20 protein-coding genes are annotated in these 25435 nt (G+C 65.7%); 3 read left to right on the top strand and 17 right to left on the bottom strand.

The window, feature by feature from the left end; translation table 11 throughout:
* Positions 1-38 precede the first annotated feature (38 nt).
* From C0V72_RS02785 to C0V72_RS16755, 10 genes are all read right to left on the bottom strand, one after another.
* Positions 39-269 carry a hypothetical protein gene (locus tag C0V72_RS02785; RefSeq protein ID WP_143704510.1) on the bottom strand — a complete coding sequence of 77 codons (231 nt, stop codon included), beginning with the start codon at positions 267-269 and terminating at the stop codon, positions 39-41.
* A complete protein-coding gene (ccoS, locus tag C0V72_RS02780) occupies positions 266-415 on the bottom strand; it encodes a cbb3-type cytochrome oxidase assembly protein CcoS (protein WP_101791684.1) in 150 nt (49 codons plus the stop codon). Before ccoS ends, C0V72_RS02785 begins: the two co-directional genes overlap by 4 nt.
* The gene (locus C0V72_RS02775; protein ID WP_101791683.1) at positions 412-2559 is read right to left on the bottom strand and encodes a heavy metal translocating P-type ATPase; all 2148 of its coding nucleotides are present in this window, start codon (positions 2557-2559) and stop codon (positions 412-414) included. Before C0V72_RS02775 ends, ccoS begins: the two co-directional genes overlap by 4 nt.
* Positions 2532-2987: a FixH family protein gene (locus C0V72_RS02770; protein WP_101791682.1), complete on the bottom strand. Its 456-nt coding sequence runs from the start codon at positions 2985-2987 to the stop codon at positions 2532-2534. Before C0V72_RS02770 ends, C0V72_RS02775 begins: the two co-directional genes overlap by 28 nt.
* On the bottom strand, positions 2984-4504 hold the full coding sequence (gene ccoG, locus C0V72_RS02765; protein WP_101791681.1) for a cytochrome c oxidase accessory protein CcoG: 1521 nt from the start codon (positions 4502-4504) through the stop codon (positions 2984-2986). The genes C0V72_RS02770 and ccoG overlap by 4 nt, the downstream gene beginning before the upstream one ends.
* Complete coding sequence (gene ccoP / locus C0V72_RS02760) at positions 4497-5435, bottom strand: cytochrome-c oxidase, cbb3-type subunit III (protein WP_101791680.1); 939 nt, start codon at positions 5433-5435, stop codon at positions 4497-4499. Before ccoP ends, ccoG begins: the two co-directional genes overlap by 8 nt.
* Complete coding sequence (locus tag C0V72_RS02755) at positions 5425-5589, bottom strand: cbb3-type cytochrome c oxidase subunit 3 (protein ID WP_101791709.1); 165 nt, start codon at positions 5587-5589, stop codon at positions 5425-5427. The genes ccoP and C0V72_RS02755 overlap by 11 nt, the downstream gene beginning before the upstream one ends.
* A complete protein-coding gene (gene ccoO / locus C0V72_RS02750; RefSeq protein ID WP_101791679.1) occupies positions 5586-6353 on the bottom strand; it encodes a cytochrome-c oxidase, cbb3-type subunit II in 768 nt (255 codons plus the stop codon). Before ccoO ends, C0V72_RS02755 begins: the two co-directional genes overlap by 4 nt.
* 23 nt (positions 6354-6376) lie before the next feature.
* Positions 6377-8044: a cytochrome-c oxidase, cbb3-type subunit I gene (ccoN, locus tag C0V72_RS02745; protein ID WP_101791678.1), complete on the bottom strand. Its 1668-nt coding sequence runs from the start codon at positions 8042-8044 to the stop codon at positions 6377-6379.
* Positions 8045-8120: 76 nt separating this feature from the next.
* Entirely contained in the window at positions 8121-8876 is a 756-nt protein-coding gene (locus C0V72_RS16755; RefSeq protein WP_101791677.1) for a Crp/Fnr family transcriptional regulator, read from the bottom strand.
* Positions 8877-9023: 147 nt separating this feature from the next.
* Between C0V72_RS16755 and C0V72_RS02735 the strand changes: the two genes are divergently transcribed.
* The gene (locus tag C0V72_RS02735; RefSeq protein ID WP_172438881.1) at positions 9024-9701 is read left to right on the top strand and encodes an OmpW/AlkL family protein; all 678 of its coding nucleotides are present in this window, start codon (positions 9024-9026) and stop codon (positions 9699-9701) included.
* Between the two features lie 133 nt (positions 9702-9834).
* Here C0V72_RS02735 and C0V72_RS02730 read toward each other — a convergent pair whose 3' ends face one another.
* The gene (locus C0V72_RS02730; protein WP_233999741.1) at positions 9835-11265 is read right to left on the bottom strand and encodes a DcaP family trimeric outer membrane transporter; all 1431 of its coding nucleotides are present in this window, start codon (positions 11263-11265) and stop codon (positions 9835-9837) included.
* Positions 11266-11420: 155 nt separating this feature from the next.
* On the opposite strand from C0V72_RS02730, the gene acs reads away from it, so the two are divergent.
* Together acs and C0V72_RS02720 are read left to right on the top strand one after the other, a co-directional pair.
* Positions 11421-13346, top strand: a complete 1926-nt coding sequence (gene acs, locus C0V72_RS02725; RefSeq protein WP_101791676.1) for an acetate--CoA ligase — start codon at positions 11421-11423, stop codon at positions 13344-13346.
* A gap of 4 nt (positions 13347-13350) precedes the next feature.
* Positions 13351-13989 carry a response regulator transcription factor gene (locus tag C0V72_RS02720; protein WP_101791675.1) on the top strand — a complete coding sequence of 213 codons (639 nt, stop codon included), beginning with the start codon at positions 13351-13353 and terminating at the stop codon, positions 13987-13989.
* Here C0V72_RS02720 and C0V72_RS02715 read toward each other — a convergent pair.
* The 6 genes from C0V72_RS02715 to C0V72_RS02690 form a co-directional block, all read right to left on the bottom strand.
* Complete coding sequence (locus tag C0V72_RS02715) at positions 13959-17336, bottom strand: PAS-domain containing protein (RefSeq protein WP_101791674.1); 3378 nt, start codon at positions 17334-17336, stop codon at positions 13959-13961. The two genes, C0V72_RS02720 and C0V72_RS02715, sit on opposite strands and share 31 nt — an antisense overlap.
* A gap of 110 nt (positions 17337-17446) precedes the next feature.
* Positions 17447-19117 carry an MFS transporter gene (locus C0V72_RS02710; RefSeq protein WP_101791673.1) on the bottom strand — a complete coding sequence of 557 codons (1671 nt, stop codon included), beginning with the start codon at positions 19115-19117 and terminating at the stop codon, positions 17447-17449.
* A gap of 138 nt (positions 19118-19255) precedes the next feature.
* Positions 19256-19690: an META domain-containing protein gene (locus tag C0V72_RS02705; protein WP_101791672.1), complete on the bottom strand. Its 435-nt coding sequence runs from the start codon at positions 19688-19690 to the stop codon at positions 19256-19258.
* A gap of 134 nt (positions 19691-19824) precedes the next feature.
* Positions 19825-20124 carry a hypothetical protein gene (locus C0V72_RS02700; protein ID WP_101791671.1) on the bottom strand — a complete coding sequence of 100 codons (300 nt, stop codon included), beginning with the start codon at positions 20122-20124 and terminating at the stop codon, positions 19825-19827.
* A 121-nt stretch (positions 20125-20245) separates the two neighbouring features.
* Positions 20246-23098, bottom strand: coding sequence for a M16 family metallopeptidase (locus tag C0V72_RS02695; RefSeq protein ID WP_101791670.1), 2853 nt, complete (start codon positions 23096-23098; stop codon positions 20246-20248).
* A gap of 47 nt (positions 23099-23145) precedes the next feature.
* A complete protein-coding gene (locus tag C0V72_RS02690) occupies positions 23146-25350 on the bottom strand; it encodes an acylase (RefSeq protein WP_101791706.1) in 2205 nt (734 codons plus the stop codon).
* Positions 25351-25435: the final 85 nt, after the last annotated feature.

Below are 25435 nucleotides of genomic sequence, written 5' to 3'. Positions count from 1 at the left end.
CTTAAAGCGCGCTGGTCGTCACCCGTCTTTGAGCGAGATCAATTCGTCCGCTTGGTGGCCTTTTGTTCGTTCTTTTCGCGGCAGGTGCCCGAGTGGCAGCCCTTGGGGTGGCAGTTGCGGCTATCGTCCGCCGGGGCGTCGTTCCCGAGCGGGATGGTGATCGTGCCGCCATTGCACAGCCTTGCGGTGATCGCGGTGTTTTGTGCGGGCAGCGGGCCGAGCATCACCGGCAGTAGCGCGGCCAAGGCGAGGGAGAGGCCGCAGCTCACGCCTCGTCCTCCTCATCGATCAGGATGCGGTTCGCCGCGCCGTCCATGTCGTCATACTGCCCGTCCTTCATCGACCAGAAGAAGGCGGCAAGGCCGAGCAACCCCATGCCGAGCGCAATGGGGATGAGGAAGGCGAGGCCGGTCATCTGGCGGCTCCGGCCAGGCGCAGCGAATTGGCGACCACCACCAGCGAGCTTACCGACATGGCAATCGCCGCGATCAGCGGGGTGACGAGGCCGAACACCGCCAGCGGCACGGCGAGCAGGTTATAGGCAATCGAGAAGCCGAAGTTCTGCCGCACGATCCGCATCGTCGCCTTGGCGACCCGCACCGCGAGCGCGACCGGCATCAGCCCTTCGCCAATGAACACGGCGTCGGCGGCCTGCTGGCTGGCGTCGGATGCGGTGCCCGGCGCGATCGAGGCGTGCGCGGCGGCCAGCGCGGGGCCATCATTGAGCCCATCGCCCACCATCAGCGGGCGGAGGCCTTGAGCTTTGAGGGCTTCCAATGCGGCGAGTTTCGCTTGCGGGGTGGCCTCGGCCTGAGCGGTCAGACCCAAGGCCCGGCCGATCGTGTCGACCGGCGCGGCGCGGTCGCCCGAGAGGATGCTGGCGGTCATTCCCTCCGCGCGAAGGGCGGCGAGGGTTGCGGCGGCATCGCTGCGCAGGGGATCGGCGAAGGTGATCGTCTGCGCGGTGTCCCCGATGCGTAAGGTGGTGGCGAGCGCCTGCGCTTCGCCGTCGGGCTTCTCCAGCGCGACGGCAACACCCTGCCATGTGCCGGTGAGGCCGATGCCGCTGTCTTCGCGGATGTGGTCAATGGCGGCGGGCTGAGCCCCTTCGCGCAGGAGCGCAGCGGCGAGGCCGCGGCTCAAAGGGTGGCGGCTCGCCTGCGCCAGACCCAGCGCGATGGCGCGAGCCTCGGCACCTAGCGCGCTCACATCCGCGCGCGGTTCGCCCAGCGTCAGGGTGCCGGTTTTGTCGAGCAGCGCGATGTCCACTTCAGCAAGGCGTTCCAGCGCGCTCCCGTCCTTCACCAGCAAGCCCCGGCGCAGCAGCGCGCCGCTCGCCACCACTTGCGCGGCGGGGACAGCGAGGCCCATCGCGCAGGGGCAGGTGATGATCAGCACCGCAATCGCGATGGTCAGCGATTGGTGCACGCCTACGCCCGCAATCATCCATCCGACGAAAGCCAGCGCGGCAAGACTGTGCACCACCGGCGCATAGAGGCGCGAGGCGCGGTCGGCGATGCGGACATAGTGGCTGCGCGATTGCCCCGCCTCGTCCATCAGCCGCGCGATTTCGGCAATCGCGGTATCCTCGGCCACGCGGGTCAGCGTCACGCGGATCGGGGTGGAGAGGTTGATTGCGCCAGCATGGACCGCACTGCCCGGGCCCACCGGCTCGGGCGCGCTTTCGCCGGTCAGCATGGCGTTGTCGATGGCGCTGATGCCGCCCACCACTTCGCCATCGGCCGCCAGCGCTTCCCCAGCGGCGACCAGCACCAGCATTCCGGGTTCCAGATCCTTGGCGGCGATGCGGCGGGTGGTGCCGTCCGGCGCGATAACAGAGGCGCTCTTGCCCATCCGCCCCAGCAAGGCGCCGATCCCGGCCCGTGTGCGGGTGCGCATCTCGGCATCGAGCGCGCGGCCTGCGAGCAGGAAGAACAACAGCATCACCGCGCTGTCGAAATAGGCATGCGCGCCGCCGGTGATGGTCTCGTAGAGGCTGAGGCAGGTCGCGAGGATCACGCCGATGCTGATCGGCACGTCCATGTTCGTGCGGCGGTGCGAAAGCGCCATCCACGCCGAGGCGAAGAACGGACGGCCCGAATAGGCGATCACCGGCAGCGCGATCAGCGCCGAGAGCCAATGGAACAGCTCGCGCGTGGCCCCATCCGCGCCCGACCAGACGCTGACCGAGAGCAGCATGACATTCATCATGCCGAAGCCCGCCACGCCCAGCGCGCGGTTCAGGCGTTTGCGCTCCTCAACCTCGACGCCCATGGGATTGTCGGCAACCGGCTGCGCTTCGAAGCCCAGTGCCAGCAAAGCCGCCGTCAGCGTGTCTTCCCCCAGTGCCGGATCATGGCTGATCGCCACCCGCTTGGCCGAGAAGTTCGCCCGCGCGGCGGCGATGCCGGCGACCTTGGGCAATTCGCGCTCGATCTTGCCGATGCACCCGGCGCATTTCATGCCCGGCACAGTGAAGCGGGTCGAGATCAGCGGGCGGGCGTCGTCCGGGGAAAGGTGAGCTGGGGCGTTCACCGCAGATCCCCTTCCCCGGCCCATTCCTGCGCGCCTGCGCGGATGCCGATGAGGATTTGCCAGCGACCTGCGCCCAGCATCTCGTTCGAGAGCCAGCGGCCCTGGCCCTGCGGCGCGAAGGTCAGGCGGGCGGCCTCGCGCGCACCCAGCGGGCGTTCGGCCTCGGCCGTGATGGCTGCTTCGGCGGGCACAGCGAGGGTTTCGAGCACCACCCGCCCATCCGCGCGGCGCTGCGGGATCGCCTGCCAGCCCAAGGCTTTGGAGGCCTCGGCCTTGGCGATCCAGCCATTGTAATTCTGGCTGGCGACATAGGAATTGTCGACCACGGTGCCGTGGAAGCTGCCAACGGCATAGCTTGCCATGACGAGGTTGACCGCGATCACCACGCCGAACCCGCCGATGAAGACCATCGCCATGTGTTTGCCGGTGAAGGCGCTGGATTTGCTGGTCATTCGTCGTCCTCGGGCGTGTCAGGAATGGGTTGGGCAAAGGTGGTCTCGGCGATGTCCTGCTCGCCCTGTTCGTCGAGCGAGGTCAGGCGGAAGGCGAAGTGTTCGCTATCGTCCTCATCCGTCCCCGGAGGCAGCATCACATAGGCGCGCACGATCTTGGTCTCGTTGGCGGGCACGGCGATGATCTGAACCGGCGCGGCGTTTTCGATGCTGACGGCATCGGTCCACATCACCGCGCCGCGGGGCAGGCCCACCATCGCCACTTCCATCTCGCGCGGGCGGGCCTCCATGTTGCGCAGGCGCAGGGTGTAGGCGTTGCGGACCGATCCGTCCTTCAGCAGCATGTACGGCGGATTGCGGTCGGGCGAGACCGTGAGATCGGTGTGCGTGCGGGTGCCGAGCGCGAACAGCAGCCCGGCGCCAATCGCGCCCCAGACGCCGAAATAGAGGAAGATGCGCGGGCGCAGCAGGGCCTTCCATGCGGGCGTGGCAGGCGCACCCGCCGCTTCGGCCTTGCACTGGTCAAGCGTGGCATAGTCGATGAGGCCGCGCGGGCGGCCGACCTCGACCATCACCTTGTCGCAGGCGTCGATGCACAGCCCGCAGGTGATGCAGCCGATTTGCTGACCTTCGCGGATATCGACCCCGGTCGGGCAGACCGCGACGCACATGTTGCAGTCGATGCAGTCGCCATATTGGTCAGGGTTCTTAGCGGCTTTCTTCAGGCTGCCGCGCTGTTCGCCGCGCCAGTCCTTGTAGGTGACGATCAGCGACTTTTCGTCGAGCATCGCGGTCTGGATGCGCGGCCAGGGGCACATGTAGACGCACACCTGTTCGCGCATGAACCCGCCGAGCCAGAAGGTCGTGCCGGTGAGGATCGCGACCGTGGCATAGGCTACCGGTGCGGCGTTCCCGGTCCAGAAATCCACCGCAAGCGTTGGCGCGTCGGCGAAGTACATGATCCACGCCCCGCCGGTCCAGAAGGCGATGGCGAGATAGACCGCCCATTTGGCGAGGCGGCGTGTGGTCTTGGCGACGCCCCACGGCGCCTTGTCGAGCCGCGCGCGCGCGTTGCGGTCGCCGTCGAAGAAGCGGTCGACGTGTTGGAACACGTCAGTCCACACCGTCTGCGGGCAGGCATAGCCGCACCATGCGCGGCCCACAGCAGATGTGACGATGAACAACCCGATTCCGGCCATGATCAGCATCCCGGCGACGAAGTAGAATTCGTGCGGCCAGATCTCGATATCGAACATGTAGAAGCGGCGGTTGGCGAGATCGATCAGCACCGCCTGATCCGGCGCGTAGGGCCCGCGGTCCCAGCGGATCCACGGGGTGATGTAATAGATCGCCAGTGTCACCAGCATCACCAGCCACTTGAAGCGGCGGAAGGGGCCGTCGATCCGCTTGTTGTGGACTGTCTTGCCCTTGGCGTAGAGCTCGGCGTGCCGCAGATCGGGTTCGGCAACAGGCGCTGGCGCGCCTAGGGCGCCGCCCCAATCGCGGGGATCAGCCATCGGTTTTGACCTTGTCGGCAGTCTGAGTAACAGCGCGCGCCGGCTGGGTGTCGGGCTGGGCCGGAGCCGCCTGCTGCCCGCCGCCGCGCGAGTGCACGTAAGCCGCCAGCATCTTGATCGTCACCGGATCGAGCCGGTCTTTCCATGCGGGCATCACGCCGTGACGGGGGGCGAGAATCTGCTTCCTCACCGCCGCCTCGCTGCCGCCATAGAGCCAGATCGCGTCATTGAGCGCAGGCGCGCCCATCGCGGGCATTCCGGCCCCGGCAGGGCCATGGCAGGCGGCGCAGTTTTCGGCGAACAGCTGCGCACCGACCGGGTTGCCCGTGGCCTTGCCGCTAAGCGAGAGCACGTGCTTCGCCAGAGCCGCGGTCTGGCCAGCATCCAGCACGCCTGCGAACGCGGGCATGTAATTGACGCGGGTATCGTCAGCGTTCTGCCAGCGGATGCCGTGGGTCAGGGTGTATTCGATCTCGGTCAGCGTGCCGCCCCAGATCCAGTCATCATCATTGAGGTTGGGGTAGCCGAACTGCTGATAGCCCGCCGCGCCCGCGCCGTGGCACTGGACGCAATTGACCTTGAACGCCGCCGCCCCGCCGGACACCGCCGCCTGCATCAGCTCAGGGTTGGCGGGCAGGGCTTCGATATCGGTCGCGGCGATCTTTTCGAACACGCTCTGCCGGGCCATGTCAGCCGCGGTCATCTCCTTGGCAAGATCGCCGCGGCTCGACCAGCCGAGTGTTCCGGCAGTCGCTTTGTCGATCATCGGCCAGGCCGGATAGAGCACGACGTAAACCGCCGCGAAGACGATGGTCGCGTAGAAGGTCCACAGCCACCAGCGCGGCAGCGGGGTGTTGAGCTCCTCGATGCCGTCCCATTCATGGCCGACGGTTTCGGTGCCGGTGGGGTGGTCGATGCGCTTATTCACCATCGGTCTGGTCCTTGAAAATCGAGTGCTTGGCTTCTTCCACATGGGGCTTTGCGCCGGGGCGGAAGTGCCACAGGCACAGGGTCAGATAGAGCGCGACAATCACCGCCAGCCCGTAGGAGTCGGCGGCGTGGCGCAGGGTTTCGTAGAGGCTCACTGGCCCTTCTCCTGCGTCAGCACTTCCTGCGCAGCGGCGCTGTTCACGTCGACCAGCGTGCCGAGCATCTGGAGGTAGGCGACCAGCGCATCCATCTCGGTCACGCGGGCCGGATCACCGTCAAAGTCGCGCACCTGCGCCTTGGGGTAACGGGCGGCGAGATCCCCCGCGTCGGCATCCGGATTGGCCTGCGCCATCAGATCGGCGCTCGCCTGGGCAATGTCGGTGTCGGAGTAGGGCACGCCCACGCGGCGCAGCGCGGTGATGTTCGCTGCCGGATCGGCCACACGCAACTCGGCTTCGGCGAGGAAGCTGTAATTGGGCATGATGCTTTCGGGCACGACGGAGCGCGGTGCTTTCAGGTGCTGGACATGCCAGTCATCCGAATACTTGCCGCCGACCCGTGCAAGGTCAGGCCCGGTGCGCTTCGATCCCCACTGGAACGGGTGATCATACATGCTTTCCGCGGCGAGGCTGTAATGGCCATAACGTTCGACCTCGTCCCGAAAGGGCCGGATCATCTGGCTGTGGCAGGTGTAGCAGCCTTCGCGGATGTAGATGTCCCGCCCCGCCTGCTCCAGCGGGGTGTAGGGGCGCATCCCCTCGACCTTCTCGATTGTGTTGTCGATCCAGAACAGGGGCGCGATTTCGACGATCCCGCCGATCGCAACCACCAGCAGGGTGGCGGCGGCAAGGAGGGTGACGTTCTTCTCAAGCTTCTTGTGGCCCTCGAAAACGTCGCTGTGGGGTGCATTCTTGCTCATGGCTGTGTTCCTACGATGAGCGCTTATTCAGCGGGCTGGGCGGCGGCTGGCAGGGGCAGGGGGCGATCGGCGGCTTCATCATGGGCGGTGTCGCCCATGGGAGCCTCGACGCGGCTTTTGCCGGCTATGGTCATCCCAATATTGTAGGCCATGATGATCGCCCCGCTGAGGTACATCAGCCCGCCCACAGCGCGCAGGATATACATCGGATGGAGCGCCGCGACGGTGTCGACGAAGCTGTTCACCAAGTATCCGTCCGACCCATATTCGCGCCACATCAGGCCCTGCGTGATCCCGGCGACCCACATCGAGGAGGCGTAGAAAACGATCCCCAGCGTCGCGAGCCAGAAGTGCCAGTTGATCATGCGGAGGCTATACAGCCGCTCCTTCTGCCACAGGCGCGGCACGAGGTAGTAGACGCAGGCGAAGGTGATCATCCCGTTCCATCCCAGCGCGCCGGAATGGACGTGGCCGATGGTCCAGTCGGTGTAGTGGCTCAGAGAGTTCACCGCCTTGATCGACAGCATCGGCCCTTCGAAGGTGCTCATCCCATAGAAGGCGAGCGCCAGCACCATCATCCGGATGATCGGATCGGTGCGGACCTTGTCCCACGCGCCGTTCAGCGTCATCAGCCCGTTGATCATCCCGCCCCAGCTGGGCATCCACAGCATCACGCTGAACACCATGCCCAAGGTCTGCGCCCAGTCGGGCAGGGCGGTGTAGTGCAAGTGGTGCGGGCCGGCCCAGATGTAGAGAAAGATCAGCGACCAGAAGTGGATGATCGACAGGCGATAGGAATAGACCGGCCGCCCGGCCTGCTTGGGGACGAAGTAATACATCATCGCCAGGAAGCCTGCGGTCAGGAAGAAGCCCACCGCATTGTGGCCGTACCACCACTGTGTCAGCGCATCCTGCACACCGGCGAAGGCAGAGTAGCTCTTGCCGCCCAGCAGGCTCACCGGCATCGCCAGATTGTTGACCACGTGCAGCATCGCGATGGTCACGATGAAGGCGAGGTAGAACCAGTTTGCCACATAGATATGCGGTTCATGGCGGCGCAGCAGCGTGCCGACGAACACGGCGAGATAGCACAGCCACACCACCGTCAGCCACAGGTCGACATACCATTCCGGCTCGGCATATTCCTTGCCCTGGCTGATGCCGAGCAAGTAGCCGGTTGCCGCCAGCACGATGAACAGCTGGTATCCCCAGAACACGAAACGGGCCATGCCGGGGAAGGCCAGCGTGGTGCGGCAAGTGCGCTGGACCACGTAGAAACTGGTCGCCAGCAGCGCATTGCCGCCGAAGGCGAAGATCACCGCGCTGGTGTGCAGGGGGCGCACCCGGCCGAAGTTAAGATAGGGTTCAAAGTTGAGTTGCGGGAACGCGAGCTGCGCGGCGATGAACACGCCTGCCAGCAACCCTGCCAGCCCCCAGAACATCGTCGCGATCACGCCCCAGCGGATCACGTCATCGTCGTAACGGCTCGGCCCGGGAGGCATCTTGAAGATGCTTTGGGCGCGCGCCAGCGGATCGTAGCTGGTGGCCGTCGCCACGATCAGGAGACCTGCGACAAGGGCTACGATCCCCATATGGACCGCAAACCCTGCGTCCGGCGTAAGCGCAATGGCAGCTACGCTGGCGATCAGGACAAGTGCCCAGACCCCCAGCCGCTTAACGACTGTTTCCATATTGAATTATCCCTTCCGTCGGCCCGCTTGTAGCGTGCCGCCGCCATGCTTGTGTTTGAGCGAAATCAAATTTGGTTCAGTTTTTCGGCTGCTCCACCTGCCGCCCGGCAATCCGGGCCAGCGCTGCCACATCCGCAAGCGCAATCCTTGACCGCCCCTCGGTCGCGACCAGCCCCGCCTCACGCAGCTCGGTCAGCTGGCGGCTGACCGTCTCGATCGTGAGGCCGAGACTGTCGCCAATGTCGCGGCGGCTCATCGGCAGCGCGAAGGCGCAAGGCCCCGCTGTGCAATCGGCCAGCCGTTCGGCCATCGAAACGAGGAAATCGGCGATGCGGGCGGCGGCGGACTTGTGCCCCATCTGCATCATCCGCGTCCGGCTGCGGTGGAGCGCCTGAAGCGACCGGCTGAGCACCGAACGCAGCACCGCCGGATCGCCCTGCGCGCAATCGAGAAAGCTGTCGGCGGGAAAGATCACCAAATCGCAAGGCTCCAGCGCGACAAGGCGGAAATCGCCGCCCTGTAGTTCCCTGGCCGATTGCCGCAGCACCGACACGAGATCGCCCGCGAAATGGAACGCCAGCACCTGCCCGCCCGGCACCGGCCCCTCGGGACCGTGCCCATGGGGCGAAATCAGCTTGGCCGCGCCCCCCGCGATCCACACCAGCCGGTCTTCCTGCGGGGCAGGCGCGAGTTGCTCTGCCCGCGCCAGATGCAGCGCCGCGCCCAGCGCACACAGCCGGTCGGCGGTGGGCGCATCGCCCGTGCCCGGCGGCAGGGCCGCGCGGAACAGCGCAAGCCCTTGAGGGGGCGCAGAGGGGCTGATGGTCGCCATGATGTGTGCCGCAATGCTTGCTGGCGGCGCATTCGTCTTTGATTCCGATCAATGAGCATGATGGGGCTGCGCGGTTATCCGGCCCTCACAGGCAGCAACCATCCTGGGCCGCGCAGCGCGGCCACTGCTGCCGATGAGGACGGGAATATGAAGAAAGTTCTGATGCTTGGCGGGGTCGCACTTGCGCTCGCTGCGGCCCCCGCGGTTGCGCAGGAGGCCGACCGGACCGGCGACATCCAGCTCAAGCTGCTCGGCACTTACGTGGCACCCGATGGCAAGATCACCGATATCAACGTCAACCTGCCGGGCCTGCCTGCCACCTTGCAGACCAAGGCCAATGACAATGTGACGCCGACGATCGCGGTGGAATATTTCGTGACCAACAATGTCTCGATCGAGACGATTGCGGGCATGACCCAGCATGATGTCGACACCACGGCAGGCCTGCCGGCAGGGGCGGAACTGGTGTCGAACGCCAAGCTGATCCCGGCGACAGTGACAGCGAAGTACCACTTCGATCTGGGCGGGGCGAAGCCATACGTGGGCGCAGGCCCGGCCTATTTCCTGTGGGTCGGCGACAAGCCTGGCGCGGCCACCCTGCCGCTCGGCGTGACCGAAACCAACCTGTCGAACGAGCTGGGCCTCGCGCTGCAAGCGGGCTTCGATGTGCCGGTGGGCGAGAAGGGTTTCGGCCTTACCGTCGATGTGAAGCGCTACTTCATCGACACGACCGCGCGCTGGTTCGTCGGCAATACGCTGGCGATCGAGACGACACACAAGCTCGATCCCTGGGTGATCAGCGCCGGGATCGCCTACCGGTTCTGACGCGGAAGCGCGCAACAAGGATCCCGCTGGCCGTTATCGGCTGGCGGGATTTTTGCGGCTGAAATCTGCACAAAAATGCCAAAACGGCAATGTTTCACGTGAAACATTGCCAAATTGGTTAATTCTGTCGACCTCAGAAGTTATACTGCGTCGAAACCTGCACCCGTTGCAGATTGCCGCTGCGCCCGTCTTCCAGCGTGCGCTGCGCATACATCAGTTCAAGCCCGACATTGAGCGGCCCGACCGGAGCCCAGATCAGGTTGACGAAGGCGTTCCAGCTTTCATCGGTGACCTGATTGGTGGTCAGACGCACCGGATTGTCGGCCTTGAAGTAAGACCCCCCGAGGTTCGAGCGCACCCGGTCACTCCACAGGTGGCGATAGGCGGCAAAGCCCGACCAGGTGAAGATCGGATCGAGCGTCCCGTCTCTCCGGACAGCGGCATCATTGACGATGTTGAGGCCGATATAGCGCCCCAGACCGTCCCCCGCCGTGGCCATGAACCTGAGATCGTCCTTTTCGCCGACCTTCAATTTGCCCGACAGGCTGAGGCCATAGCCCCAGGCTGCATCGTCCACCCCCATCAGATCGTCGGTGGACACGTGCAGCTGCCGCACGATCCCGGCGGCGGTAAAGCTGCCCCACTCGCCGCTCCAGTTGTACCGGCCGATGATGTCGGGAAGCTGGTCGTCCCCCGGGGTGACCATCCCGCCGGTCTGCGTGGTGACTACGGTTTCGGGCTGCTCCAGCGCGATCTGCAAGCCGCCCTTGGTGTAGCGGATCAAGGGCTGGCGATCGAACACGGTGCCCGGCGTCACCCCGATGAAATCAAGTGAATCCGGCAGCGCGCCGACATTCTGGAAGGTCGACCAGCCCTGCCCGAAGGTCCAGTTGTCGTAATTGATCAGCGCGTGGCGGATGCGCGGCGTGAAGCTGTTGGTGACCCGCTCGTTCCCGCCTTCGGTGACGTTGAAATCAAGCTCGATCAGGCTGCTCAGCTTGTGATCGGTCCCGACATCGGTTTCGGTCTTGAACAGGAACCGGGTCTGGCGGGCGGAGAAATCGGTGTCGAACCCACTCGGGCTTCCGCCCACCGGGATTGAGGAAGGGAACAGGAAATCGCGCAAGATCGAATTGCCCGCGATCTGTCCGCCGCTGGTGCGCTGGGAGGTCGCATCAAGCTTCACATAGCCGCCATAGGTGACGCGGGTCTTGCCCATCCTGAACCCTTCGCCCGGCGCGATGGCGAAATCGATCAGCTTGTCCGACATCTCGGCCTGGCGCGCGGCAAGGGTGCGGGTGGTTGCTTCGGTCGCTTGGGCTTCGGCGCGCATCGCCTGCTGTTCGGCGCGGATGGCGCCGGTTTCGGTGCGGATGGCTGCAAGCGCCTCGGCCTGCTGCGCCTGCGCGCCCGTGCCTGCATCGATCCGCGCGATCAGGCCTTCGACCAGCAGCTCCAGCCGGTCAAGCCGTTCATCCACGCTTGCTTCCTGCGCCAGCGCCGGGGCGGCCGACAGGGCGGTGGCAGCCAGCAAGGCCGCCCGCAGCCCAAGGCGTGCGGACACGTGAAACATCAGACCCTCCCATCCTTTTGCTATCGATTGCAAGAATGGCCTGATCTGCCGCTGCCGCCCAGCTAGCCGATGGTCGTAAGACCTTTGTCTGAGGGCGCGAGGCGTGTAGCCTGATGTAAGACGGGGTCAGATAAGGGAGAGTCGAGATGATCCACGCTGTCGAGCGGCCCACCGCCCACACCCCCACCCATTGCACGCCCGAGCAATATGCCGCGATGTACCGCGCTTCGGTGGAGACGCCGGACGCGTTCTGGCTGGAACAGGCGGGGCGGCTCGATTGGACGCGCGCGCCCACCAAGGGCGGGGACTGGGCCTACGATCCGGTCCGCATCACGTGGTTCGAGGATGGCCAGCTCAACCTGTGCCACAATGCGGTTGACCGGCACCTGCCGCAGCATGCGGACAAGCCCGCGCTGATCTTTGAACCCGACGATCCGGCTTCGGCAGGCCGCGCGCTGACCTATGGCGAATTGCACACCGAAGTCGTGCGGATGGCCAATGCCATGAAAAAGCTGGGCGTTACCCGGGGCGAGCGGGTGACGATCTACATGCCGATGATCCTTGAAGGGGTGATCGCAATGCTGGCCTGCGCACGGCTGGGCGCGGTGCATTCGGTCGTGTTCGGCGGCTTTTCGCCGGAAGCGCTGGCCGGCCGGATCGAGGATTGCGGCAGCCGCTTCGTCATCACCGCCGATGAAGGCCTGCGCGGCGGCAAGCGCGTTCCGCTGAAGGCGAATGTCGATGCGGCGCTGGCGCATCCCGGGATCGCGGTCGACGGCGTGTTGGTCGTCCCCCACACCGGCGGCGATATCGCGATGCAGGAAGGCCGCGACCATTGGCTCGAAGCCCTTGCCAGTAACGATGATTGCCCTTGCGCGGTGATGAATGCGGAAGACCCGCTGTTCATCCTCTACACCTCGGGATCGACCGGCAAGCCCAAGGGCGTGCTCCACACCACCGGCGGTTACGGCGTGTGGACGGCGACGACCTTCCATTACATCTTCGATTACCAGCCGGGCGAGGTGTTCTGGTGCACCGCCGATATCGGCTGGGTCACGGGGCACAGCTATGTCGTCTATGGCCCGCTGTTCAATGCCGCGACCGCCGTGGTGTTCGAAGGCGTGCCCAATTACCCCGATCACGGGCGGTTCTGGGATGTGGTCGACAAGCACAAGGTCAACATCATCTACACCGCCCCCACCGCGATCCGCGCGCTGATGCGTGAAGGCGATCATCATGTGACGAGCCGCTCGCGCGCGTCGCTGCGGCTGCTCGGCTCGGTGGGCGAGCCGATCAATCCGGAAGCCTGGCGCTGGTATTTCGATACCGTGGGTGAGGGCCGCTGCCCGATCATCGATACCTGGTGGCAGACCGAAACGGGTGGCTGCATGATTACCACGCTGCCCGGCGCGCATGACATGAAGCCGGGCAGCGCCGGCCTGCCGTTCTTCGGCATCCGCCCGCAATTGGTCGATAGCGAGGGCGGCGTGCTGGACGGCGCGGCCGAGGGCAACCTGTGCATCACGCATTCCTGGCCGGGGCAGGCCCGCACGATCTATGGCGATCATGATCGCTTCGGGCAGACCTATTTCAGCACCTACAAGGGCAAATATTTCACCGGCGACGGGTGCAAGCGCGACGCGGACGGATATTACTGGATCACGGGCCGGGTCGATGATGTCATCAACGTCTCGGGCCACCGGATGGGGACGGCGGAAGTGGAGAGCGCGCTGGTGCTCCACCCCAAGGTGGCCGAAGCCGCGGTGGTCGGATATCCGCACGATATCAAGGGGCAGGGCATCTACTGCTATGTCACCCTGAACGCCGGCGAGGACGGGTCGGACGCGCTTCTCGCCGAGCTGAAGGCACAGGTGCGCAAGGAAATCGGGCCCGTTGCCACGCCCGATGTGATCCACTTCACCGATGGCCTGCCCAAGACCCGTTCGGGCAAGATCATGCGCCGCATCCTGCGCAAGATCGCCGAGAACGACTTCGGATCGCTGGGCGACACCTCGACACTGGCCGATCCTTCGCTGGTCGACCGGCTGATCGAAGGCCGGCAGAACGCCTGACGCCATGGCGGCAAGCATCGTCATCGCCGATGATCACCCGCTGTTCCGCAGCGCGCTGGCCCATGCGGCCGGCAAGGTGTGGCCCGAGGCGGGGATCATCGAGGCGAGCTCCGCCGCCGAAGCGCGTGCGGCTTTGCAGCAGGGCGGGGTGGAGGCGCTGCTGCTCGATCTGCACATGGCGGATTCCACCGGCCTGTCGGTGCTGATGGACCTGCGGCAGGATTACCCGGCGCTGCCGATCGTGATCGTGTCAGCCAGCGAAGAACCGCGCGTGGCCGCGGCAGCAGCGCAGCTGGGTGCGGCGGGGTTCATTCCCAAATCAGCCAGCCTTGATGCGATACGCGAAGGGCTGGGCGCTGTGCGCGAAGGCGATGCGTGGTTTCCTGAAACCGGCGCAGGCCCGGATGATGACCTTGCCCGGATCGCCAGCCTTACCCCAGCACAGCGCCGCATTCTGGCGGGCATCCGCCAAGGCCTGCTCAACAAGCAGATTGCCTATGAACTGACGATCTCCGAGGCGACGGTGAAGGCGCATATCACCGCGATCCTGCGCAAGCTGGGCGTGGGCAGCCGCACGCAGGCCGTGTTGTTGGCGGCCAAGCTGGAGGTCGATCAGCCGGTGGCGGATTCGGCGAGAGCCTGAGCCCGCCCCTGCGCCAGCGCGGTCGTGATCAGCGCGCGCAAGGCGGCAGGCGGGGCGGGCTTGAGCAGCCGGTGCGCGGTCATCCGGGCGGCGGCGGCCTCGGTCTCGTCCGAAGCCTCGGCGGTCAGCAGGATCGCAGGCGGACGCGCGCGCCAGTGCGCGCAGAGCATCGCAAAGGCCGCATCGCCGCGTTCGGCATCGTCGAGCCGGTAGTCCATGATGGCGATGTCGGGCGCGGCGGGCATGGCCGCGCGGGCACTGGCAAGGCTGGCGGCGCAGGTGACATTAAGCCCCCACTTGCCCAGCAACGCGGCCGTGGCGGCCAGCACGGCCGGATCATTGTCCACCACCAGCACCCGGGCTGACCCCAATCGGCTGGCACTGCGTACCGGCGCGGGCGATGCTGCGGGGGCCGCTTCGCGGCGCAGCACGGGCATAGCCAGCGCGAACCGGCTGCCGCGTCCCGGCACCGATGCGGTTTCAACCTCAACCCCGAGCAGCCGCGCCGAACGCCGCACGATCGCAAGGCCCAGCCCCAACCCTTCGCGGTCACTCGAAGGCCCGCGTTCAAACTCGCCGAACATCCGCTCGATATCCTCAGGCGCGATTCCCCGGCCCGTGTCATGGACCGCAATCAGCGCCTGATCCCCGCGCCGCCGCACGCCGATCAGTACGCCGCCTGCGGTGGTATAGCGCACCGCATTGCTCACCAGATTGCGCACCACCGCGGTCAGCAAGGCGCGGTCTGCCATGACCCAGACGCGGGTGCGCGCGCGTTTCAGGCGCAGGCCCTTGGCTTCGGCCTGCAACACAAAATCGCGGGCCACATCGGCAAACAGCTGGTCGAGCGCGATGGCTTCAGGCTTGGGCACCACGCCGCCGCTGTCGAGCTTGGAAATCTCCAGCAGCACCCGGATCAGCCGGTCAGCCGCCTCGATCGAGCCATCAAGATCGGCCACCAGCTTTTCCAGCGGCGCGCGGCCTGACACTTCCTCGCCCAGCGCCGAGGCGAACAGGCGGGCAGCGTTCAGCGGCTGGATCAGGTCGTGGCTGGCTGCCGCCAGAAAGCGGGTCTTGGACCGGGTCGCCTGCGCCAGCGCGGCATTGGCCTCGGAAAGCTGCCGGGTGCGGATCGCAACCTTGTCCTCCAGCGCCTGTTCGGCCCGCCGGTCGGCGGTGATATCGGTATAGGAGGTGGTGTAGCCGCCCCCCGGCGTCGGCGCGCCAACGATGCGGAGCACGCGGCCATCGTGCTGCACGCGCTCGATCCGGTGCTCGGTCCCGGCGCGCATAAAGGCGAGGCGGCGCTCGACCTGTTCGGCAATCTCCGCTTCGGACAAGGCCTCGCGCGCCAGGTTGAAGCGGATCAGATCGGCAATCGGCGTGCCGACGCTGACCAGCCGGTCGGGCAGGTCGAAGAGCTGCTGATAGCGGCTGTTCCACGCCACCAGCTGCATCTCGCTATCCACCAGAGCCACCCCCTGATCGATGCTTTCAATCGCGGTCTGGAGCAGGTCGGCCGAAAAATTGAGCCGGCGGCCCGTCTCGCCGAACATCGCGACGACTTCGGGCAGGGGGATGGGATCGCCGCCCGCCCATGATCCCACCAGCATCCGTGCCGATGATGTGCCGATCACGCCCGAGATAACGCGCTCAGCCATTTCCAGCACCGCAGCACCCGCCGGATCGCCGTTGCGAAGCGCCAGCGGGGCAAGCGCGGCATCGGCCCGTTCGCGCCCGACGAATTGCACCAGCAGCGCGCGCACATCGCCCACGCGCTTGGCGGTGGCGCGGCGCGGCGGTTCTCCGGGCATTGGCGTGCCGACAAAGGCGGCGGCCTGCGCCTGGTCGAGCAATGAGGGGCGCACCACAGCCGACACCAGCCAGTACAGCCCGGTATTGACGCCAAGGCTGATGATCACGCCCGACACCAGCGGATCGGCATGGATGCTGACCAGCGGCAGCGTGCCGGTGGCAGCAGGCACAATCAGCAGGGCCAGCCACAGCGCAAAGCCTGCCGCCAGCCCGGTCAGCATCCCGGCGCGGTTGCCATGCTGGCTCACCATCCCGAGCACCAGCCCCGGCGCGAATTGCGCAGCAGCCGCAAAGGCCAGCGTGCCGAGGCCCGCCAGATCGGTGATCCCGGTAAAGCCGCGATAAAAGGCATAGGCCGCCGCCAGCAATCCGGCGATCACGCAGCGCCGGATCAGCAGCAGGCGGCCCGGCACCCGGCTGCGGTCGCCCCGGCCCGCCAGCGCGCGGCGCAGCAGCAGCGGGGCGATCAGGTCATTGGTAATCATGATCGACAGCGCCACACTCGCCACCACGATCATGCCGGTCGCTGCCGAAAAGCCGCCAAGAAACACCACCACCGCAAGGCCCGGCACATCGCTCGCCAGCGGCAGGGCCAGCACGATGGTATCGGGATCAGTGCCCGCCGGAAGCACGGCGTGCCCCGCCAGCACGATCGGCACGATCACCGCCGCGGTCAGCGCAAGATAGGCAGGGAAGACCCACCGCATGGCGGTGGTGGCGCGTTCGCCCGGTGCCTCGATGAAGCCCATGTGGAACTGGCGCGGCAGGCACAGGATGGCAGCGGCTGAAATGCCGGTGAGGACGATGAAGCGCGCATCGATGGGGTGGTCGGCGAACAGCGCCAGCGGGGCGCCTCGCGCGGAGGCGACATCGCCGTCCGCTGTCGCCAGCAGCCACACCGCCAGCATCCCCACCGCCAACAGCGCCGCCAGCTTCACCACCGCCTCCAGCGCAATCGTCAGCACGAGCCCTGCATTGTCGCCGGCCCGGTCGGCCCGGCGCGATCCGAACAGGATGGCAAACAGCCCCATCAGCGCGGCGACAATCAGCACCAGCTCGTCCGCCGCCACCTGTGCGCGCAGGTCGGGGGCCATCAGCAGCAGCGTGGTGCCCACCGCATCCAGCTGGAGCGCCATGTAAGGCAAGGTTCCGCAGGCCGCGATCACCGTGACCAGCGCGGCGAGCGATGCGCTCTTGCCATAGCGGGCCGACAGGAAATCCGCGATCGAGGTCGAATGCTGCGCCTTGGCCTGCGCGAGGATCTTGCGGACCAGCCCGAAGCCGAGGGTGAAGACCAGGATCGGGCCGAGATAGATCGGCAGGTAATCCAGCCCGCTGGTGGCCGCCGTGCCGACCCCGCCGAAAAAAGTCCAGCTGGTGCAATAGACCGCAAGACTGAGGCCATAGACCACGCCCGCCCGGCGCTTCAGCCAATTGGCGTGGTTCTCGCCGCGGGTGTCGCGCCACGCGGCCAGCCAGAACAATGCGCCCAGATAGATCACGGCGGCGATCAGCGCCGCGCCCAGCATCATGTCCCGCTCCCCTCGATCCCGGCGTTCAAGTTACTGCAAGCAGCGTATAAAGCAAAGGGGCGGCGCCCTTGTGGACGCCGCCCCTCCCGCGACCCCTTGGGCTGGCGGATTTAGGCGTCGATGTTGCGGCGGAAGGTTTCGGGCAGGAACAACAGCCCGATCACCACGGTGGCCGCGCAGATCGCCACCGGATACCACAGGCCGAAGTAGATATTGCCCGTTGCCGCCACCATCGCAAAGGCGGTGGTGGGCAGGAACCCGCCGAACCAGCCATTGCCGATGTGATAGGGCAGGCTCATCGCGGTGTAGCGGATGCGGGTGGGGAACAGTTCCACCAGCAGCGCGGCAATCGGCCCGTAAACCATCGTCACCAGCAGCACGAGATAGGTGAGGATCGCGATCACCACCGGCGTGTTGATGGCAGCCGGATCGGCTTTGGAGGGGTAGCCCGCTGTGGCCAGCGCTGCCTTCAATTCGTCCTGATACGCGGTGATGGCGGCTTTCCGCTCATCGCCCGTAACCAGCGCGGGATCGGGCGCGACGAAGGTGTTCGCGCCCACCGTGATCTGCGCGATGGTTCCGTCCGGGGCCTCGACCTTGGAGTAGCTGACGCCGCTCTTGGCGAGGAACGACTTGGCGATATCGCAGCTTTTCGCGTCGAACTTGTTCTTGCCCACCGGGTCGAACTGGACCGAGCAATCCGCATCATTGACGATCACGCTCACCGGGGCCGTCGCCTGCGCCTTGGCGAGCGCCGGGTTGGCAGCCTCGGTCAGCGCGTGGAAGGCGGGGAAGAACGTCACCGCTGCCAGAGCGCAGCCGGAAAGGATGATCGGCTTGCGCCCGACCTTGTCCGACAGCCAGCCGAAGAAGATGAAGAACGGCGTGCCGATGGCCAGCGCAACCGCGATCAGGATATTGGTCGTCGCCCCGTCGACCATCAGCACTTTTTCAAGGAAGAACAGCGCGTAGAACTGCCCGGTGTACCACACCACAGCCTGCCCCGCGACCGCGCCCAGCAGCGCGATCAGCGCCCAGCGGCCGTTGTTCCAGTTGCCGAAAGCCTCGGAAATCGGCGCCTTGGAATTGGTGCCTTCGTCCTTCATCTTCTGGAACACCGGGCTTTCCTGCAATTGCAGCCGGATCCACAAGGACACGCCCAGCAGCAGCGCCGAAATCAGGAACGGCACGCGCCAGCCCCAGTCAAGGAACGCCTCCTCACCGATCAGGGTGCGGGTGCCGATCACCACCAGCAGGGCCGCGAACAGCCCCAAGGTTGCGGTGGTCTGGATAAAACTGGTGTAAAGCCCGCGCTTGTTGTTCGGCGCGTGTTCGGCAACGTAGGTCGCAGCACCCCCATATTCGCCGCCCAGCGCCAACCCCTGCACCAGCCGGAGCACCACCAGCATGATCGGGGCGGCCACCCCGATGCTGGCGTAATTGGGCAGCAGACCCACGGTGAAGGTGGCAAAGCCCATCAGGCCCATGGTGACAAGGAAGGTGTATTTGCGCCCCACCATGTCGCCCAGCCGCCCGAACACCAGCGCACCAAAGGGCCGCACGGCGAAGCCTGCGGCAAAGGCGGCGAGCGCGAAGATGAAGCCGGTGGTCTCGTTTACGCCGGAAAAGAACTGCGCCGAAATGATCGTGGCCAGCAGGCCATAGAGGTAGAAATCATACCATTCAAACACCGTGCCCAGCGACGAGGCCAGGATGACGCGCTTTTCCGTCCCCGTAACCTTGTGATGCTTGGGCGCGGCGCCTTCATATGTCGTCGCCATTGTCCGTCTCCCGCTTGTCCCCCCGGTCGCCGCGCGGCTGGATGATGCCGTGTGTGCCGAGAGGGGCAAACTCGCGCGGAACGGCGCGGGGCGATAGCTAGACGATGGTAGTATTCGGGGGTCGTAGCGCGCCGCCGCTTACTCGGCCGCGGTGAAGGTGTAGCGTAGCTGCGGCGCTTCAATCACCAGCTGCCGCCCGTCCAGCGTGAGCGCGAAACGCTGGGCCTCTGCCAGCCCGGCCAGTTCGGTGCCGAAGCTGGGCTGGGGGCAGGCCATGCGGGTGCTTGCCACAGGGGCAATGCTGATGCTGCCCGCGCCGTTCTTTGGCCGGCCCGCCGTCCAGTTGGATCGGCCACGATTGCAATCGAGCTGGAGCTGCATTTCCCCGCCGTCCACAAAGGCAATCGTGTGGCGTTGCTGCACTGCCGGGGTGAGGGTGGTGGTGCTGCCCGACGTGTCGATCGCGGTCAGCTGCCATTGGGTGCCGGCAAGGGGGTGGGTGTTAGGCACGGTCATGCAGGCTCCCGGAACGATGGCTAGGGCGAGGGCGGCGGCGGCGGCGTGAAACTTCATCCCGGTTGCTCCTGATGTATTCTCGCCTGAAATAGCGCGCGATCCTGAACGCAGGCAATCTCGCGCCACGCGCGGTCACAAAAAAGGCCGCCGAAGCGCAAGCTCCGGCGGCCTTTTTATGGCGGATGAAGCGATCAGGCTTCGCGGGTGCCCGACAGCGGCATCGCACCGAAGGCGCCTGCGTTGACCGAACCGGTCAGCGTGTCGCCATCGATGGTCGCTTCGCAATCGAGCGTCATCGGCATCGGCACGACCATGTTCATCTTCCACGAAATGGTGTTGCCGCTGACAGTGCCACCCGCAATGTCCATCGAACCGAGGCTGCCGACCAGCGAGCCCGAGAAGGTATCGCCATCGGGGACGACGGTGAGGGTGCCGGTCTGGTCGCCCATCGGGCTCTTCACGATCGTCTTGTAGGTTCCTGCAACAGACATATTCAAACTCCTGCGGTGAGCGTGCGGACCTTGGCGACCCGGCACTTCAGATTGCGTTACTTACACTCATGTCAGCGCGCTTCAACCCGATTCCGGTCGAGGCGCGCTGCGCTTGGGGCGCCTATTCCCCTTCCATCTCGCGCTGTTCGATCGGCAGGCCAAGCGGTTCGAGCTGGGCGCGGACCTTGCTGGCATCGCCGACCACGACCCACACGAACTTGTCGGTATCGATGGCGGCGCGGGCGGCGGCATCGAGGCTTTCGGCGGTTTGCGAGGTGTAGATGCCGGCGAGCTTTTCCTGATAATCATCCGGGCGGCCGAACATCGCATTGCCCTGCATCGCGCCGAGCACCGCGGGCGAGGTTTCAAACCGGCCCGGCAGCGCGCCGACTTCCGATGCAATGTTGCGTTGCAGCTCTTCGGCGGTGACGCCCTTTTCGGTCAGGAACTCCTTCGTTTCGCGCAGCATTTCGGCCAGCGAATCCCCGGTGCGATCCGCCTGCACCCCGCCCGAGATCGCGTAGATCACCGCATTCTCGCGCGCCTGCGTGCGCCCACTGACGCCGTAGCTCCAGCCCTTGGTCTCACGCAGGTTCATGTTGAGCCGGGAGAGGAAGGTGCCGCCCAGCGAATTGTTCGCGCTGTTGAAGGCGACAAACGCCGGATCGCCGGCATCCAGCGCGGTGACCTGGCCGCCATAGATGAAGCTTTGCGGGGAATTGGGGCGGTTGACCAGAATGATGCGATTGCCTTGCGCATTCGTGCTGGCCGCAAACTGCTTGGTGCCCTTGGGTGCGGCGGGGGCCTGCCAGTCGCCGAACGCGGCGTTCAATTCGGGCAGGATCTCGGCCAGCGGCCGGTCGGAGATGACGAAGACCTCGCCATTGTCGGGCCGGATCCAGCTGTCCTTGAAGGCCAGCAGATCATCGCGGGTAATGGCGCTGACGCTTTCGACCGTGCTGACCCCGCCATAGGGCGAGCCTGCGCCGAACAGTTCGGGCGTCAGCGTGCGCTGGGCGATGCCCTGCGGCGATTTCATCGTCTGGCGAATGCCGTTGATGGTCTGGCCGCGCACCCGCTCAAGATCAGCCGGGTTGAAGGCTGGCTCGCGCATGATCTGGCGCATCAGGTCAAGCGACGGGGCCAGATTGGCCGTCAGCGCCGACAGTGTGAAGGTCGACCGATCATCGCCCCCGCCGACCGAGACGGTTGCACCCAGCCGCTCGCCCGCCTCGGCAATCGCCTGCGCAGTGAGGTTTTTGGTGCCTTCATCGAACAGGCCCATGGTCAGGCCTTCCAGCCCGCGCTTGGCAGTCGGATCGGCCGCGCTGCCTGCATCAAAGCTCATGGCAACATAGGTCGCGGGCACAGCGGTGCGGCGGGCGTAGGTGACCTTCATTCCGTTGGCCAAAGCCGCGCGTTCCACATCCGGGAAATCGAGGCTGGCAATGGTGTCGATCGGCGGCGCGGGGCGCACGGAGGATACCGTGATCGTCTCGCTCGCCCGGTCGCGTTCGGACGCATTGGCGCCGTCAGCCGCAACCGAGGCGGCTTCTTCGTAGGCGGCGTCGCGCTCACCCGGTTCGAGCACCACGGTCATCGCGGGGCGTGTCATCCAGCGGCCCAGCGCCGCCTTGACGTCAGCCGGGGTCAGCTTGGCGAGGGTTTCAAATTCGCGCGCGTAGAAGGCCGGATCGCCCGCCAGCACTTCGCCTTCCGCAAGGGTCTGCGCCTTGCCGCTGAAGCCGCCGACCTGTTCCAGCCCGCGGATCGTGCGCGCCAGATTGCTGGTGACCGCGCGGCGCACTTCGTCTTCGGTCGGGCCTTCGGTAATCAGCTGGTTCACCACCGCATCCATCCGCGCTTCGAGCGCGGCGAGATCGACGCCGTCCTTGGCCGTCGCCTCGACACTGAGGAAGCCGACGCGGTGGAAGGCGGAGTTGCTGGCCGATACGCTGACGGCCAGCTGCTCATCGCGCACCAGCACATTGTCGAGCCGGCTCGACGCGAGCCCGCCGAGGATCGAGGCCCCGACATCAAGCGCGATGCGATCCTTGCCGGTCAGTCCTTCGACCGCCCAATACCGCGTGACATTGGTGGCGGCGACCTGATCCTTGAAGGTCTTGCGCACCGGCTCGGCCAGCGTCGGCACGGCTGCCTGCGCCGGATCGTTCACCGGACCGCGCGCGATGGTGCCGAAATACTTTTCGACCAGCGGGCGTGCTTCGGCAGCCGAAATGTCACCTGCGATCACCAGTGTGGCGTTGTTGGGGCCATACTTGTCGCGGAACCACGCTTTCACATCGTCCATCGCAGCCGAATCCAGATCGGCCATCGAACCGATCGCGTCGTGACGATAGGGGTGACCTTCGGGGAACAGGGTTTTGAGCACCTGTTCGAACACCAGCCCGCCCGGCTCGTTATCGCCTTCGCGCTTTTCGTTCTGCACCACGCCGCGCTGGTTATCGAGCTTGCTCTGCGTCACCGCGCCGAGCAGATAGCCCATGCGGTCGCTTTCCAGCCACAGCGCGCGTTCGAGCGCGGGGCGGGGGACGGTCTGGAAATAGTTGGTGCGGTCGAACCACGTTGTCCCGTTGTAATCGGTCGCGCCCATTTCCGCGAGGTACTGGAAATAATCCGCCGGCGCGTTTTCCGATCCGTTGAACATCAGGTGTTCAAACAGGTGGGCAAAGCCGGTCTTGCCCTTGGGCTCGTCCTTCGATCCGACATTGTACCACACCGTCACATTGACGACGGGGGCCTTGCGGTCTTCGTGGACCAGCACCTTGAGGCCATTGGCCAGCTCGAATTCCTGATAGGGGATCGTCACCTGACTGACGAGCGTCGGCAGATCGGCGGTCGCCTGCGGAACGGCACTGGCAGCGGGCGTGGCTTGCGCGAGCGCGGGACTGAACGGCGCGGCCAGCGCAAGGGCAAGCGCCGAGAGGCTGGCGGCGGCAAACTTATAGGTCATGGGACGAAGGCTCCGGTGGCAAAAATGAGGTGAATGGCAAGCATCGGTCAGCGCGCTGTGGTGACAATACGGGCTTTGCTGGCTGTCGCCAGCAGATCATCGCGCCAGAAATGCACCGGCTTCAGCTTGTGATCGACAAACAGCTGCATCTGGTCGGTGTAATGCGGGCTGGCAGGCCGGGTGGTCGCTGCACCAAACGGCTGGATCGAACGCGAGGTAACCCGCGCGCCGGGTGCCCATTCGATCCACATGATGAAGCTGTCGCCATGCTTGAGGCTGAGCCGCCCGTCTTCTGCCACATCCCAGGTTGTGGACGCGCGCAGCGTGTCCGATCCGCCATCGAGCGGCAGATCAAGTTCGCCTTGGCGCAAGCGCAGCAGATCGCCCATTGGCGGATCGAGTCTGCCGAAATGGGTGGTGAGGTGATCGGCGGCGGCTTGCAGCTTTTCCGCGACGTCGGGGAAGGGTTTCTGGTTGTAATCGGCGGCCATGAAATCGCGGATCATCAGTAGGGCGATGGCATCGGCGCGGCCTTTGCCGTCGGCGGTGAAATCCCAGCTCAGCAGCAGATCGCGGGCCTCGGCGAGTTGGCCGTCAGCCTTCAACCCTTCCAGCGCACTAAACAACCGCGCGACATAGCCCTGGCGTTCGTAGCCGGTATCATATTTGATCCGTTCCAGCGCCGCGCGGTCAAGGATGCTCGCCTCGCTGAGCAGCTTGTAGGCGCGCCACGACCGGTTGGTCTGCTTGAGCTCGATCCCCATGACGGGCGCAAAGGCTTGCGGGTCAAGATCGCTCCCGCTGCCTGCCGCAGTGAAGGGCGTATTGTTGGAATTATACAGCCATCCGCTCGCCGGGTTCACGATCCGGGGGAGGGCGGCATAATCGACCGCGCCCTGCCAGATGAGGTCGCTGCGGTTGCCGGGCAGGATGCTGCGCCAGTCGGCCTTCACCCCCTCGGGCCGGCGGGGAATCGCGGCGTTGTAGACATAGGCGATGGTGCCCGCATCATCGGCATAGATGAAATTGGTGGACGGGATGGCGAGGCGCGACAATTGCGCCTCCCACTCGGCGAAATTGGTCGCCTTGTTGATGCGGTAATAGGCATCGAGCTGGCCCAATTGCCCGATCCCGCCATAGCGGATGGCGAAGGCGCCCTTGGCGTTGCGGATCACCGGGCCATGGGCGGAACGCAGCACTTCCTTGCGGATCGGCAGCACCACTGGGCCGATCTTGACCGGCAGGGTCACCCACTTGCTCTCCAGATCGCGCCATTGCCCGTCCAGCTTGTAACGGGTGCCGGTGTCGTCGAGCTCCAGCTGGTAGACGTCGATCATGTCGGGGGTGTTGACCGTGTTGGTCCAGCCCAGATGTTCGTTGTGCCCCAAGAAGGGGAAGGGCGATCCGGGGAAGTTCGCGCCCGCAAAGTGCCAGCCTTCGCCGCTTTCCACCACGAGTTCGTACCACGCCACCCCGCCACGCAGCGGCTGATGCGAGTTCGAGATGAGCGAGGTGACCCCGCCGCCTTTCTTCGGCGCGACGGCGAAGGCGTTGGATCCCAAGTGGTCGGCATCCTCGCCCAGCGGCAGCACCAGCGTGCGGGCCTGCTGGGGCGGGGCTTGGGCGGCCGGCTCGGCACCCGGCAGCGGTGGACGCGGGAAGCCGGGAATATCGGGGCCATGCTCGCGGCGCAGCGGTTCTCCCGCCACCAGCGGGCCGATGACGGCGTCAAGCCCGAAGAAGAACGGCTGGCGCAGCGCAAAGCCTGCGGCGACATCCATGCCGTTCACCGGGAACAGATTGGCCAGCTTCACCTCGCCCGGATGCGCTTCGGCATATTGGTTGAGCCCTGCGGCATAGGCTTCAAACAGTGCGCGGGTATCGGCGGGAAGCTTCGGATATTCACGCTCCGCCGTGCCGCGCGCGTCGATCAGGTGGTAGGCATAATCGATCTTCGCGCCTTCCTCGCCCGCAATCGCGCCGTACCGTCCGCGCGCCATGGCGACGACATCTTGCAGGGTGAAGAAATCATCCTCGGCATGGGCCATGGCGACCCCGTAAGCGGTGTCGGCATCGGTCTTGCCGGTAATGTGAGGGACGCCGAATTCATCGCGGATAATCTCGGCGGTGTAGATGCGCGAAGGGGGCGGGGCAGCGGCGCTGGCAGCAAAGGGTTCCCACGTTGCCAGCACCACCGCCGCCAGCAACAGCACACCCATCAGCGCAATCGCGCCGCGCTTGACCCAGATCATCGCCGATTTCTCTCCCAAATCGTAGGGCGTCTCCATCGCGCGCAGGCGAGGGGAGGTCAAGGCTTGCGCCCCATGCAAGGAAGCC

It is taken from the genome of Porphyrobacter sp. TH134, from assembly GCF_002855495.1.
GTDB lineage: Bacteria > Pseudomonadota > Alphaproteobacteria > Sphingomonadales > Sphingomonadaceae > Erythrobacter.
Note: the sequence above shows the minus strand (reverse complement) of the source record. Positions and strands in the feature narration are given on the sequence as shown.

Bases quoted from the DNA above. Each gene is read 5' to 3' on its own strand.
- ccoS (WP_101791684.1), bottom strand. From the start codon at position 415: ATGACCGGCCTCGCCTTCCTCATCCCCATTGCGCTCGGCATGGGGTTG.
- C0V72_RS02775 (WP_101791683.1), bottom strand. From the start codon at position 2,559: ATGGGCCGGGGAAGGGGATCTGCGGTGAACGCCCCAGCTCACCTTTCC.
- C0V72_RS02770 (WP_101791682.1), bottom strand. From the start codon at position 2,987: ATGACCAGCAAATCCAGCGCCTTCACCGGCAAACACATGGCGATGGTC.
- ccoG (WP_101791681.1), bottom strand. From the start codon at position 4,504: ATGGCTGATCCCCGCGATTGGGGCGGCGCCCTAGGCGCGCCAGCGCCT.
- ccoP (WP_101791680.1), bottom strand. From the start codon at position 5,435: ATGGTGAATAAGCGCATCGACCACCCCACCGGCACCGAAACCGTCGGC.
- ccoO (WP_101791679.1), bottom strand. From the start codon at position 6,353: ATGAGCAAGAATGCACCCCACAGCGACGTTTTCGAGGGCCACAAGAAG.
- ccoN (WP_101791678.1), bottom strand. From the start codon at position 8,044: ATGGAAACAGTCGTTAAGCGGCTGGGGGTCTGGGCACTTGTCCTGATC.
- C0V72_RS16755 (WP_101791677.1), bottom strand. From the start codon at position 8,876: ATGGCGACCATCAGCCCCTCTGCGCCCCCTCAAGGGCTTGCGCTGTTC.
- C0V72_RS02735 (WP_172438881.1), top strand. From the start codon at position 9,024: ATGAAGAAAGTTCTGATGCTTGGCGGGGTCGCACTTGCGCTCGCTGCG.
- acs (WP_101791676.1), top strand. From the start codon at position 11,421: ATGATCCACGCTGTCGAGCGGCCCACCGCCCACACCCCCACCCATTGC.
- C0V72_RS02720 (WP_101791675.1), top strand. From the start codon at position 13,351: ATGGCGGCAAGCATCGTCATCGCCGATGATCACCCGCTGTTCCGCAGC.
- C0V72_RS02715 (WP_101791674.1), bottom strand. From the start codon at position 17,336: ATGATGCTGGGCGCGGCGCTGATCGCCGCCGTGATCTATCTGGGCGCA.
- C0V72_RS02710 (WP_101791673.1), bottom strand. From the start codon at position 19,117: ATGGCGACGACATATGAAGGCGCCGCGCCCAAGCATCACAAGGTTACG.
- C0V72_RS02705 (WP_101791672.1), bottom strand. From the start codon at position 19,690: ATGAAGTTTCACGCCGCCGCCGCCGCCCTCGCCCTAGCCATCGTTCCG.
- C0V72_RS02700 (WP_101791671.1), bottom strand. From the start codon at position 20,124: ATGTCTGTTGCAGGAACCTACAAGACGATCGTGAAGAGCCCGATGGGC.
- C0V72_RS02695 (WP_101791670.1), bottom strand. From the start codon at position 23,098: ATGACCTATAAGTTTGCCGCCGCCAGCCTCTCGGCGCTTGCCCTTGCG.
- C0V72_RS02690 (WP_101791706.1), bottom strand. From the start codon at position 25,350: ATGATCTGGGTCAAGCGCGGCGCGATTGCGCTGATGGGTGTGCTGTTG.